Annotated in this window: 8 protein-coding genes; all 8 read left to right on the forward strand. The window is 70.8% G+C overall.

Features of this window, described 5'->3' with window-relative positions:
- Positions 1–6: 6 nt before the first annotated feature.
- Entirely contained in the window at positions 7–6267 is a 6261-nt protein-coding gene (locus ACGFMP_RS23830; RefSeq protein ID WP_393674969.1) for an RHS repeat domain-containing protein, read from the forward strand.
- Positions 6268–6355: 88 nt separating this feature from the next.
- A complete protein-coding gene (locus tag ACGFMP_RS23835) occupies positions 6356–6850 on the forward strand; it encodes a hypothetical protein (protein ID WP_393674970.1) in 495 nt (164 codons plus the stop codon).
- A gap of 30 nt (positions 6851–6880) precedes the next feature.
- Positions 6881–7429, forward strand: coding sequence for a hypothetical protein (locus tag ACGFMP_RS23840; RefSeq protein ID WP_393674971.1), 549 nt, complete (start codon positions 6881–6883; stop codon positions 7427–7429).
- A gap of 208 nt (positions 7430–7637) precedes the next feature.
- Positions 7638–9578: a discoidin domain-containing protein gene (locus tag ACGFMP_RS23845; protein ID WP_393674972.1), complete on the forward strand. Its 1941-nt coding sequence runs from the start codon at positions 7638–7640 to the stop codon at positions 9576–9578.
- 345 nt (positions 9579–9923) lie between these two features.
- On the forward strand, positions 9924–10988 hold the full coding sequence (locus ACGFMP_RS23850) for a LacI family DNA-binding transcriptional regulator (RefSeq protein WP_393674996.1): 1065 nt from the start codon (positions 9924–9926) through the stop codon (positions 10986–10988).
- A 109-nt stretch (positions 10989–11097) separates the two neighbouring features.
- Positions 11098–12759, forward strand: a complete 1662-nt coding sequence (gene araB, locus ACGFMP_RS23855; RefSeq protein ID WP_393674973.1) for a ribulokinase — start codon at positions 11098–11100, stop codon at positions 12757–12759.
- A gap of 87 nt (positions 12760–12846) precedes the next feature.
- Positions 12847–13581: an L-ribulose-5-phosphate 4-epimerase gene (locus ACGFMP_RS23860; protein WP_393674974.1), complete on the forward strand. Its 735-nt coding sequence runs from the start codon at positions 12847–12849 to the stop codon at positions 13579–13581.
- A partial coding sequence (locus ACGFMP_RS23865) for a hypothetical protein (RefSeq protein WP_393674997.1) occupies positions 13578–13691 on the forward strand: 114 nt, incomplete at its 3' end. The genes ACGFMP_RS23860 and ACGFMP_RS23865, both read left to right, overlap by 4 nt.

A 13691-nucleotide genomic window follows, 5' to 3' on the forward strand; every position in this document is an offset into this window, starting at 1 on the left:
CTGCTCGTGAGCCTGTCCGTGATCGGCTATCTGCTGCTCGGCACCCTGGCGGGACCGGTCGCCGCGGCGGCCTCCGGGCTCGAGCTGGGCAAGCCGGCCGCACCCCACCCGGTGCCGGTGCGGCCCGTGCGCGGCACCGGGAAGACGCTTCCCGACGAGACGGCGGCGCACGCCTGGAAGGGCTCGCCGAAGGTGACCTGGCCCGCGGCCGCCACCGCGGATGTGGCCGTGCCCGCCGCCGGGAAGGGCCAGACCGCGGCCGCCGGGCTGCCGGTGCGGCTGGGCAGGGCGGCGGCGAAGGCGGGCGTGCCCGCCGACGGGCCCGAATCGGCTCAGGTGCAGGTGCTCGGCCAGGACGCGGCGAAGACGCTGGGCGTCGAGGGTGTCGTGCTCGCGATCAAGCCTTCGGCAGGCGCTGCCGGTTCGGTGAAAGTGCAGGTGGACTACTCGGGTTTCCGCGACGCCTACGGTGGTGACTGGGCGTCCCGGCTGGCCCTTCAGCAACTGCCGAGCTGCGCGCTGACCACGCCGCAGGACGCCGCCTGTGCGGTGGGCCGCGACCTGGGCACCGTGAACGACACGAAAACCGGCACGCTGACCGCGCCCGTCGCCCTGGGCGCTGCGCCCGCGGCGGCTCCCGCGCTCCGGTCGGCGCCGGTCGGTGCCGCGCCCCAGTCGGCGCGTTCGACGACCGGACTGGCCGCGAGCAGCGGCACGGTGCTGGTGGCGGCGACGGCCGTCGCCTCCGGCTCGCAGGGCAGCTTCACCGCCACCTCGCTCGCCCCCTCGGCGTCCTGGTCGGCGGGCGGCAGCAACGGCGGCTTCTCCTGGACCTACGCGGTCGACACCCCCGACGTGCCGGGCGGCGTGCAGCCGGACCTGTCACTCGGTTACTCCTCGCAGGCCGTCGACGGCCGGACCGCCGCCACCAACAACCAGTCGAACTGGATCGGTGACGGCTGGTCGATGGAGCCGGGCTACATCGAGCGGCAGTACGTCTCGTGCGCGTCGGACACCACCGGCAGCAACACCACGGTGAAGGTCGGCGACGAGTGCTGGAAGAAGGACAACGCGGTGATCAACCTGGGCGGGCACAGCAATGTGCTGGTCAAGGACGACACCACCGGTGCCTGGCACCTCCAGTCCGACGACGGCACCAAGGCCGAGAAGCTCACCCCCCCGACCGCCACCAACGGTGACAACGACGGCGAGTACTGGAAGGTGACCACGCCCGACGGCACCGTCTACTACTTCGGCCTGAACCGCCCGGCCGGCTGGTCCTCGGGCAAGGACGAGACCAACTCGACCTGGACGGTGCCGGTCTACGGCAACCAGCCCGGCGAGCCCTGCCATGCCACCGCGTTCGCCGACTCGTGGTGCCAGCAGGCCTGGCGGTGGAACCTGGACGCGGTCGTCGACCCGCACGGCGACGCGATGGCGTACTACTGGGCCAAGGAGACCAACTCCTACGGCCGCGACATCGACCCGACGACCGGGAAGGCCACCACCACCCCGTACACGCGCGGCGGCTACCTCAAGCGCATCGAGTACGGGCTGCGCTCCGGCAACTTCTACGCCACCCCCGCGGCGAAGGTGGACTTCACCGTCGGTGAGCGCTGCCTGACCGACTGCGGGACCTTCGACAAGGACCATGCCAAGAACTGGCCGGACACCCCGTTCGACCAGAACTGCGCGGCGGGTGCGACCTGCACGGGCAACTACTCGCCGTCGTTCTGGACCCGCAAGCGCCTCACGCAGATCGATACGTCCGTCCTGGTCGGCTCGACCTTCAAGCCCGTCGACACCTGGAAGCTGACGCAGCAGTTCCCGTCCACCGGCGACGGCACGTCCCCCGCGCTGTGGCTGGCCTCGGTCAGCCGCACCGGCCATACCGGCACAGGGGACACCTCGCTGCCCACGGTGACGTTCATGGGCAAGCAGCTGAAGAACCGCGTGGAGGGCGCCACGACCGGCGGCGACCCCGATCCGGTGCCGCCGATGATCCGCTACCGCGTCTACGCGATCAACTCGGAGACCGGCTCGACCCTTGGCGTCACGTACTCCGCCGAGGACTGCAAGGCCGGCGACGTCCCGGCGCCCGCGTCCAACACCCGCCGCTGCTACCCGGTGATCTGGTCGCCGCCCGACGCGCCCGACGCCGGCTACGTGCCGTACCTGGACTGGTTCCACACCTACGTGGTCACCCAGGTGCTGGAGTTGGACAACAACGGCGGCGCGCCCGCGAAGGAGACCGACTACTCCTACCTCGACGGCTTGGCCTGGGCGAAGTCCGAGGACGAGTTCGGGCAGGCCAAGTACCTCACGTACAGCGACAACAAGGGCTACGGGCGGGTCCAGGTGCGCACCGGCGCCGCCGACGACCCCAGGACGCTCAAGGAATACCGCTACTTCCGCGGCATCGACGGCGCCCAGGTCGCCAACCGGGACGGCGTGAAGATCACCGATCGGCCCGACTTCGCCGGTATGACCAGAGAGGAGGACACCTTCAACGGCGATGGCGGCGCGCTGCTGACGTCCACCTCCTTCGAGCCCTGGCGCAGCGCCCCGACCGCCACCATGAGCCGCACCGGTATGTCCGCGCTGTCCGCGTACGCAGTCGGCAACGGCTCGGAGATCCTGAAGACCGCCGTCGGCAGCGGCTGGCGGACGACCAGGACCGACCGCACGTACGACAACGACGGAAAGATCCTGACCGAGTCCGAGCTCGGCGACATCGCCGTCACCGGCGACGAGCAATGCACCACCACCACGTACGCGCCCAACACCGCGACGAACTTCCTCACCTCCGTCGCCGAGGTCAAGACCGTCGACAAGCCCTGCGGAAGCGCCGGCACCCTGCCCGCGGACCTGGTCTCCGACGAGCGGCACTACTACGACGGCGCCACCAGCCTGACCGCCGCGCCCACCGAGGGCAACGTGAGCCGGCTCGACGAGCAGGACGCGGCAGGAACCGGTTACCTGACGACGGCGAAGCACACCTACGACATCCACGGGCGTGAACTGACCGACACCGACGCGCTCGGCAACACCACGACCACCGCCTACACCCCGTCGACGATCACCGCCCCGACCTCCTCGACCAGCACCAACGCGCTGGGCCAGACCACGACCACCACCTACGACCCCACCCGCGGCACGACCACGTCCGCCGTCGACCCCAACGGCAAGCGCAGCGACGCCGTCTACGACGGCCTCGGCCGGGTGGTCCAGGTGTGGAAACCCGGTTGGGCGAAGGCCGACCACGCCACGACGCCGTCGACCTCCTACAGCTACCTGGTCTCCCAGTCCAAGACCCAGGCGAACGTGATCACCACCAGAACGCTGAAGCGCAACGGTGCCTACGCCACGACGTACACCTTCTACGACGGCCTGCTCCGCGACCGCGAGACCCAGACCATCGCGGAGGGCACCCAGGACCGGCTGGTCACCGAGACGCTGTACGACACCCGCGGCTTCACCAGCAAGTCCTATGCGGCGTACTACGTCGCCGGGCCGCCCTCGACGACTCTGGTGTCGGGAGACGACACCAAGGTCCAGAACGTCACCGAGAACCACTACGACGGCAGCGGCCGGATCACGGACGTGATCGCGCTGAAGTACGACAGTGACGAGCAGTGGCGCACCACCACCGTCTACGACGGCGACCGCACCACGGTCATCCCGCCCAAGGGCGGCACCGCCACCACGACGATCGTCGACGCGCTCGGCCGGACGACCGAACTGCGGCAGTACACCGACGCCGCTCGCACCGCCTACCAGAAGACCACTTACGCTTACGGCAAGTTCGGCCAGGCGACCAAGGTCACCGACCCCGCAGGCAACGTCTGGAGCTACGGCTTCGACAACCGCGGCCGGCAGATCAGCTCCGACGACCCGGACAAGGGCGCGGCCAGTACCGGCTACGACGCGGACGGCCACGTCATCAGCACCACCGATGCCCGCGGCACCACCCTGACGACCGACTACGACGCACTCGGCCGCAAGACCGCGCTCAGGCAGGGAGCCACCAAGCTCGCCGACTGGACCTACGACACCGTCGCCAAGGGCCAGTTGACCAGCGCCACCCGTTACGTCGACGGCGCCGCCTACACCGAGTCGAACGGTGGTTTCGACGACCGCTACCAGCCCACCTCCACCACGGTCACCATCCCGGCGGCGGCAGGCGGCCTGGCCGGCAGCTACGAATGGGACAACTCCTACAACGCTCAGACCGGGCTGCTCGACTGGACGCTGACACCGGCGGTCGGCGACATCCCGTCCGAGCGGATCACCACCGACTACAACAGCGATGACCTGCCCTACCGCACCAGCAGGGCCGGAGTGGCCCTGGTCTCCAACACCCAGTACGACGCCTGGTCGCGTCCCGTGCGGACGGACTTCGGCGGCACCGTCGGCAGCAAGGCCTACGAGTCCAAGAGCTACGACGAGTTCTCCGGCCGCGTGACCGAGCAGACCACCGACCGCGACCTGGCCCCGCAGCGCATCGACGACACCACCTACTCCTATGACGCGGCCGGCAACATCACCGGCGCCAGCACCGCCAGCGGCCAGGACGCCCAACTGACCACGGACGACCAGTGCTTCACCAACGACCCGCTCGGCCGGCTCACCGAGGCCTGGACCACCAAGACCGACTGCAAAGCGGCCCCCTCGTCGGCGACGGTCGGCGGGCCCGACGCGTACTGGCAGAGCTTCAGCTACGACCTGGCGGGCAACCGCACCCGCGAGACCGACCACGCGGTGGCAGCAGGCGCCACCGACGCGGTGACCACCTACACCCAGCCCACCCCCGGCACCGGCCTCCCGCACGCCGTGCAGCAGGCCACCACCACCGGCGGCGCCACCCCCGGCAGCAGCGCCTTCGGCTACGACGCCGCGGGCAACACCACGACCCGCACCGTCAACGGCGCCGCCCAGAAACTCACCTGGGACGCCGAAGGCCACCTGGCCACCCTCACGGCGGCGGCCGGCACCACCAGCTACCTCTACGACGCCGACGGCAACCGCCTCATCACCACCAACGCGGACGGCACCCGCGACCTGACGCTGCCCGACGGCAGCGAGCTCTCCCTGGCCGCCGACCGCACCACCAAGACGGCCACCCGCTACTACCACTACCTGGGCAGCACCGTCGCGGTCCGCAGCGGCAACGCGATCTCCTACCTCTTCACCGACCAGCAGGGCACCGCGACCACCGCGGTGGCCGCCCTGACCCTGGCCGTCACCCGTCGCAAGCAACTCCCGTTCGGCCAGGCCCGCGGCACGTCGGGCGCCTTCCCCGGCGACCAGGGCTTCGTCGGCGGCACGGACGACCCCACGGGCCTGACCCATCTCGGAGCCCGTGAGTACGACCCGATCCTGGGGCGTTTCCTGTCCGTCGACCCGGTGATCGACCTCGATGACCCGGCGCAGATGAACGCGTACGCGTACGCCCACAACAACCCCGTCACCAAGTCCGACCCCGACGGGACCCGCCCCCTCGGCCCGACCGACGGCGGTACCACCACGGACAACCAGTGGGCCAACGACCGCGGCATGCACGCCGGCTACGTGTACAGCAACGGCCACTGGGTCTGGAAGCAGAAGCCGAAGAAGGACCTGGCGTCGCGGATCAGATACCACTACTACCGCAAGAACCCCGCCCACTTCATGATCGACGACTTCTGGGCCAAACAGCGCAGGAAGCAGATCGCCCAGGAGGTGGCCCGCAGGAAGGCCCAGGCGGCCCTGAACAAGATCATGGCGGAGTTCGACAAGGAGCTCGCCGCGCTGGAGAGCCACATGGGGAAGGACGACGGCAGGAATTTCACCGACGACATCGGCGACGCCATCACCGGCGGGGCCAAATGGCTCGGGGGCAAGGCCAAGTCCGGCGGCGAGGATCTGCTGAAGGGCGCCATGAAGGATGTGACCGAGGGGGAGAGCTGGGGAGTCACCGCCCTCTTCTACACCGCCGCGCTGATGGCCGGCGACCACTGCACCTACAAGGGAGGCGGCCTGTTCGTCTGCCAGGGCCACGCCCCGCTGCACACACGGGGCGGAACGACCTTCGGCCATGTCTACATCACCAGTAACGATCCGAGGATGGTTACCACCGATCGGCTGGAGCACGAGCGGGTACACACCAAACAATGGGACAAGTACGGCCAGTTCTTCCCGCTGCCCTATTTCGCCGGGGGTATCGACCCGTGCTCGAACCCGTTCGAGAGGGAGGCCGACTTGGACAAGGGCGGGTACGACTGCTGAGGCGCGCCTCTTCCCGCACTGACTGATCACGGGGCGGTCGGCTCGACCGGGCCGACCGCCCCTCGCCCGACAGGAGAACGAAGGGACCATGAGAAGTCAGCGACTGACCTCAGGGGTGGCGCTGCTGGCGGGAGTGCTCGCCCTGGGCGGCTGCTTCATGGGCGACCCGAAGGGGCCTGTCCTGGGATTCCGCCTCGACCATGGAGTGGTCACCGTGGCCTACCCGCTCTGCGCGGACAGCAAGGTGCTCGGCGTCGACGTCACCGAGTACACGGACTCCGGCCCCTATCCGAAGGTCTGGCACGGCGAGGACCCCACGTCGGAAGCCGTCGAACGGGGCGTCTTCGTGATCAACTCCTCGACGAGCTTCCGCACGACGAGCCCCGATCCGTCCAAGCCGCTGCCCGACGGCGTCTTCGTCGGGGCCACCGAGCCCGGCCATCCGACCGGCGGCCGTGACGACTACCTCGACCTTCCCAAGCTGCGCGCCTTCCACCCCGAGGGCCCCGACTCCTACTACACCTCCGAGGGCCCGATGACCCGCGCGGAGATCAACGACCAGCTGAAGTGCAACCGCAAATGACGTGGCTCCAGCCGAGGAGGCGGGTGTGCCGTGCGTGGAGGACAGTTCTTCTCCAGGATCCTGCGCTGGATCCTTCCGCTGTTCGCCGTCGAGGTGACGGTCCTGCTCCTCTTCCGCGCCGGGCGCCCCTGGCTGGCGCCGGCCCTGGGAATCCTCACGGTGGCGCTGGGGATCGCGGCCGGGGCCGGCGTCCGCTCCGAGTCGCACCGGTCGTCCGCGGTGCGCATCGCGGAGCTGTCGGCGGCCGAGCTCTCCGGAATCCAGGAACTGGCGCGCTCCGAGGGATGGCGGAGCATCGGCAGTGAGCCGATCAGGCCCTTGCTGAGACCGGACCGCACGCACTTCCTCGTCCTGCGGCCGGTGCGGGCGAAGAAGCGCAAGGGCGTCTGGACGGTGGGGTGCATCGCGCTCTTCTACCTTCGCGACGGCACCGCCAGGGTCGGGGCGATCGAGATGGAGCGCTTCGTCTTCGAAGCCCTCGACAAGGTGGACGACACCGTCCGGGCCGGCGAGATCATGAAGGAGCGGGCAGCTGCCCGTGTCCACACCGCCGCCGAGACCGGGGACCAGCCGTCGTAGCGGGCCGGCGCCCGGCCTGATCCGGCGCGGCCCGGACTGGGCAGCTTGTTACATACGAGCGTTACATCCGCGGGGTGGGCCGATGTCACCGCCGTCCTGAGTCAGGCCTTGACATGCCTGGCACAGGACGGCTTTTCTGTGGGCACACCCGACACGTTTCCAGTGTGTTACATCCGTTTCATGGCAACGCACCGCCTAGGAGACCCCGATGAGACGCGCCCTGGGCGCGGCCGCCTTCACCGCCGCCGCGCTGTGCCTGACCTGCCTGCCCACGACTGCCACCGCGAGCCCCGCCCGCCACCCGCAGCAGCCCCCGCCGCAGGCGCAGGTGTGGCTGACCACGGCGGACGACTCCGCCCAGCTCCAGCCGCAGGCCCCCGTCGCGTTCGGGACCGGCGGCTCGGACCTGACCACCATCACCGTCGACCCGAACCAGACCTTCCAGCGGATGGACGGCTTCGGCGGCGCGATGACCGACTCCTCGGCCGCGGTGCTCAGTTCGCTGCCCACCGCCTCCCGGGACGCGGCGATGCGCAAGCTGTTCGACCCGCGGCAGGGCATCGGCGTCAGCTTCCTGCGCCAGCCCGTCGGCTCCTCCGACTTCACCGCGGCCGCCGCGCACTACACGTACGACGACATGCCCGCAGGGCAGACCGACTTCGGCCTCGACCACTTCAGCGTCGCCCACGACCAGGCGCAGATCCTGCCGCTGCTGCGGCAGGCGGAGCGGCTCAACCCGCAGCTGACCGTGATGGCCACCCCGTGGAGCCCGCCCGCCTGGATGAAGGACTCCGGCTCCCTCGTCGGCGGGCACCTCAAGGACGACCCGGCCGTCTACCGCGCCTACGCCCGCTACCTGGTGAAGTTCGTCCAGGCCTACGCCGCCGCAGGCGTCCACGTGGACTACCTCACCGTGCAGAACGAGCCGCAGAACCGGGCGCCCAGCGCCTACCCGGGCACCGACATGCCCGTGCAGCAGGAGGCAGCCGTCATCGAGGCGCTGGGCCCGCTGCTGCAACGGGCCAGCCCGCGCACGAAGATCCTCGCCTACGACCACAACTGGACCACCCACCCGGGCGACATCGCCACCGCGCAGCAACTCGGCGAGGACCCGCAGACCGACTACCCCTACGAGGTCCTGGACGGCCCCGCCGCCAAGTGGATCGCCGGCACCGCCTACCACTGCTACTCCGGCGACCCCAGCGCGCAGACCGCACTGCACGACGCGCACCCGGACAAGGGCATCTGGTTCACCGAGTGCTCGGGCTCGCACGGGGCCACCGACACCCCCGCGCAGATCTTCCGCGGCACCCTGACCTGGCACGCCCGCACCATCACGGTGGGCACCACCCGTAACTGGGCCAAGTCCGTCGCCGACTGGAACCTCGCCCTCGACCCGGCCGGCGGCCCGCACAACGGCGGCTGCGACACCTGCACCGCCCTGCTCACCGTCGCCTCCGACGGCACCGTGACCACCAACGCCGAATACTCCACGATCGGCCACCTGTCGAAGTTCGTGAAGCCCGGCGCGGTTCGCATCGGCAGCACCAACTACGGCACCACCGGCTGGAACGGCCAGCTCACCGACGTGGCCTTCCGCAACCCCGACGGCTCCACCGCCCTCGTGGTGCACAACGAGAACGACGCCCCCCGGTCCTTCGCCGTCGCCGTCGGGGACGAGAGCTTCGCCTACACCCTGCCCGGCGGGGCGCTGGCCACCTTCACCTGGGCGCGCGACGCCCGGCTGACCTCGACCCTGCACGCGGTGCCCCTCACCGGTGCGGTGGCGACGTCGTCGCCCGCGGGGGAGGGTGCCCCGGCGCTCGCCGCGGACGACGACGGGTCCACCCGCTGGAGCAGCGGGGCCGCACAGGCGCCCGGCCAGTACGTTCAGCTCGACCTCGGCCGCCGCACCGCGTTCCGGCGGGTCGCCATCGACAGCGGTGACAACCTCGGTGACCACGCCCGCGGCTGGCAGGTCTCGCTGAGCGACGACGGCACCCACTGGCGTACCGCCGCGGCGGGGCCGGGCACCGGCCAGCTCACCACCGTCGACCTGCGGCCGACCAGCGCGCGCTACGTCCGCGTGACGCAGACCGGCACGGCCCCGAACTGGTGGAGCCTGGCCGACCTCCGCCTCTACCGCTGACGCCTGCCCCCGCCCCGAGGGATGGCATCAGGCGGTGCCATCCCCGGGCGCGGGGGTCGTGCGGGCTCCTTCGGCAGGGGGCACCCCCCACGCGCCCCCGGGGCGCTGGCGGCTCGTCGCCGAACGACGCCGAGTGCCAGGTGGCCCGCGCCGCTCGTCGCGCCCTTGAGGACCGCGGCCGTCGTCGCCCACGCGACGGTGAGCGGAGGGGTCCCTCGCCTGCCCGGGGCAAACCCCGGGTACGTGGCGGGGACACCGCGGGGGTGGCGTACCGTTGTGGGTGCGACAGCCTTGACGATCCGTGCTGTGAGCGCTAACAATGACATCATCACGGATCGGAGAACCATGTCGCAGACCGCGCAGAGCGCCGGGCAGCCCCGCCGGGCTCCCACCATGGCGGACGTCGCCCAGGTCGCCGGGGTGTCGCACCAGACCGTCTCGCGCGTGCTGAGCAACCACCCGAACGTACGCGACACCACCCGCGCCGAAGTGCAGCGGGCGATCGAGCAGCTGGGCTACCGGCGCAACTCCTCCGCGAGAGCCCTGGTCACCCGGCGTACCCTCACCCTCGGCGTGGTGGCGTGCAACCCGACCCTCTTCGGCCCGGCCAGCACCCTGTTCGGCCTGGAGGAGGCGGCCCGCGACGAGGGCTACATGGTCTCCGCCGTCACCCTGCGCCGCTACACGGCGAAGGCGCTGGAGGAGGCCATCGACCACCTCAGCGACTGGGGCGTCGAGGGCATCGTCGTGATAGTCCCGCACCGCGAGGCCGTCGCCGCGCTGGCCGAACTGCGGCTGCCCTTCCCGGTCGTCACCGTCGAGGGCGGCCACTCGCTGCCGATAGCCGGTGTCTCCGTCGACCAGGAACTGGGCGCCCGGCTCGCGACCAGCCACCTGCTGGGCGCCGGCCACCGCACGGTGTGGCACGTGGCGGGCCCGCCGGACTGGCTGGAGGCCGAGGCCCGCGTCAGCGGCTGGCGCAGCACCCTCGAGGAGGCCGGCGCCGAGGTGCCGCCGCCGCTGGTGGGGGACTGGACCCCGCTGTCCGGTTACCGCGCGGGCCAGGAGCTGGCCGGGCGGGTCGCGGCCGGCTCGGCCCGCAGGACGTCCGCGGACGTCACCGCGGTCTTCGTGGCGAACGACCAGATGGCCCTGGGCCTGATGCGGGCCTTCCGTGAGGCGGGCCTGTCGGTGCCGGGCCAGGTGGCCATCGCGGGCTTCGACGACATTCCCGAGGCCGAGTTCTTCGCCCCGCCGCTGACGACGGTCCGACAGGACTTCGCCGCGGTCGGGCAGGCCAGCATCCGGCTGCTGGTGACCCAGTTGGAGTCCGGCTCGACCAGCCGCGACGGTGAGCGCGTGGTGATCGAACCCCGGCTGATCGTCCGGCGCAGCAGCACGTCGTCCTGAGGGCCGCGGTCTCGGGCCCGGGGCCCGAGGCCTGGGACGGCGATCCGTATGAGGGGTTCCGGCACGCCATGGGCGTCGCCGGGACCTCCCGCGTATCTGGAGACCACATATGACCACCATTCCGCCCGCTGTGACCGTGGGCGTCGATTTCGGGACCCTGTCGGGGCGTGCGCTGGTCGTCGCCGTCGAGGATGGCAGGGAGTTGGGTAGTGCGGTGCACGAGTACACCCATGGTGTGGTGGACGGTGCGCTGCCGGGCGGGGAGTGTGAGCTGCCGCCGGACTGGGCCTTGCAGATTCCCCAGGACTGGCGGGATGTGCTGCGGTTCGCGGTGCCGCGGGCGCTGGCGGCGGCGGGGGTGCGGGCGGAGCAGGTGGTGGGTGTCGCGACGGACTTCACGGCCTGCACGGTGCTGCCGACGACGGCGGACGGCACGCCGTTGAGCGAGGTGGCGGAGTTCGCGGGGCGGCCGCACGCGTACGCGAAGTTGTGGCGGCATCACGCGGCGCAGCCCGAGGCCGACGACATCGTGGCCGCGGCGGTGGAGTCGGGACAGGGCTGGCTGGGGCGGTACGGCGGGAAGATCTCCAGCGAGTGGCAGTACGCGAAGGCCTTGCAGGTGCTGCGCGAGGATCCGGGGGTGTACGCGGCCGCGGTGCGGTGGATCGAGGCGGCGGACTGGATCGTGTGGCAGTTGACGGGTGCGGAGAACCGCAACCTGTGCACGGCCGGCTACAAGGGCATCCACCAGGACGGCGCCTATCCCGACGCCGCTTTTCTGGCGTCGCTGCATCCGGACTTCGCGGGGTTCACCGGCAAGTTGGACTTCCCGTTGTCGCAGTTGGGTTCGCCGGCGGGGACGTTGAGCGCGTCGGCGGCGGCGCTGACGGGGTTGCGGGAGGGCACGGTCGTCGCGGTGGGCAATGTCGATGCGCACGTGACCGGCGCGGCGGCGCGGGCGTTGGACCCGGGTCACATGCTGGCGATCATGGGGACCTCGACGTGCCACATCATGAACTCCGATGTGCTGGCGGAGGTGCCGGGCATGTGCGGGGTGGTGCGTGACGGGGTCGTGCCGGGCCTGTGGGGGTACGAGGCAGGGCAGTCCGGGGTCGGCGACATCCTGGCGTGGGCGGTGCGGACCGCGGTGCCGCACGAGTACGCCGCGCAGGCGCGCCGCGAGGGGGTCTCGGTGCACGAGCTGCTGACGCGGAAGGCGAGTGCGCAGCCGGTGGGCGGGCACGGGCTGGTGGCGTTGGACTGGCACAGCGGGAACCGCTCGGTGCTGGTGGACCACCACCTGTCGGGGCTGATCGTGGGGCTGACGCTGGACACCAGGCCCGAGGACATCTACCGGGCGCTGGTGGAGGCGACCGCGTTCGGGACCCGCACCATCATCGAGGCGTTCGAGGAAGCGGGCGTCCCGGTCGAGGAGTTCACCGCGGCCGGCGGACTGCTGAAGAACACCTTCCTGATGCAGACCTACGCCGACGTGCTGGGCCGCCCGATCAACGTGCTGGCCTCGGAACAGGGACCCGCGCTGGGAGCGGCGATCCACGCGGCCGTCGCCGCGGGGCACTACCCCGACATCCGCAGCGCCTCCGCGGCGATGGGCCGCATCGAACGGGCCGCCTACACCCCCGACAAGGCACGCACCGCCGCCTACGACCTCCTCTACGCCGAATACCGCACCCTCCACGACCACTTCGGACGCGGCGGCAACGACGTCATGCACCGGCTCCGCGCCATGCGCGCGACGCGGGCGGTGTGAGGTGCCCCGCAGCGCTGGTTGTTAACGATCACTCTTCATGTTAGCGCTCACTTCGAGGGGCGCCCGTACGAGACCGAGGTTCACACCATGAGCAGCAGTCCCCCTCCACCGCACGACAACGCCACCGTCACACGGCTGCGCCAGGACGTCAGCGACCTGCACCAGGAGCTGGTCCGTTACGGACTGGTGGTGTGGACGGCCGGAAACGTCTCCGCCCGCGTGCCGGGTGCGGATCTGTTCGTGATCAAACCCAGTGGGGTCGATTACGACCGGCTGTCGCCGTCCAACATGATCGTGTGCGATCTGGACGGCCGTGTGGTGGAGGGCGGGGGTCTGTCGCCGTCCTCGGACACCGCGGCGCACGCGTACGTCTACCGGCACCTGCCGGAGGTGGGCGGTGTGGTGCACACCCACTCGACGTACGCGTGCGCGTGGGCGGCGCGTGGTGAGCCGGTGCCGTGCGTGCTGACCGCGATGGCCGACGAGTTCGGGGCGGAGATACCTGTCGGGCCGTTCGCGTTGATCGGTGACGACTCCATCGGGCGCGGCATCGTGGAGACGCTTGCGGGCCACCGCTCGCCCGCGGTGCTGATGCAGAGCCACGGTGTGTTCACCGTCGGCAAGGACGCCAGGGCGGCGGTGAAGGCCGCGGTGATGTGCGAGGACGTCGCCAGGACCGTGCACATCTCACGGCAGCTGGGCGAGCCGCTGCCGATCGCCGGGCCGGACATCGACCGGCTCTACGACCGCTACCAGAACGTCTACGGCCAGCAGCCGTCTGCCGCGACCCCGCCCGCCGCGAACCGAGGAGCCACCGCATGAGTGCCACGTCCACTGCCGAGGTGTGGTTTTTGACCGGTAGTCAGGGTTTGTATGGTCCTGGGACGCTTGCGCAGGTCGCGGAGCAGTCGCGGGGGATCGCGGATGTGCTG

The organism is Streptomyces sp. NPDC049040 (genome assembly GCF_043197715.1).
GTDB lineage: Bacteria > Actinomycetota > Actinomycetes > Streptomycetales > Streptomycetaceae > Actinacidiphila.

Coding starts and splice junctions, on each gene's coding strand:
- araB (WP_393674973.1), top strand. CDS start 11,098: ATGACCACCATTCCGCCCGCTGTGACCGTGGGCGTCGATTTCGGGACC.
- ACGFMP_RS23835 (WP_393674970.1), top strand. CDS start 6,356: ATGAGAAGTCAGCGACTGACCTCAGGGGTGGCGCTGCTGGCGGGAGTG.
- ACGFMP_RS23860 (WP_393674974.1), top strand. CDS start 12,847: ATGAGCAGCAGTCCCCCTCCACCGCACGACAACGCCACCGTCACACGG.
- ACGFMP_RS23845 (WP_393674972.1), top strand. CDS start 7,638: ATGAGACGCGCCCTGGGCGCGGCCGCCTTCACCGCCGCCGCGCTGTGC.
- ACGFMP_RS23850 (WP_393674996.1), top strand. CDS start 9,924: ATGTCGCAGACCGCGCAGAGCGCCGGGCAGCCCCGCCGGGCTCCCACC.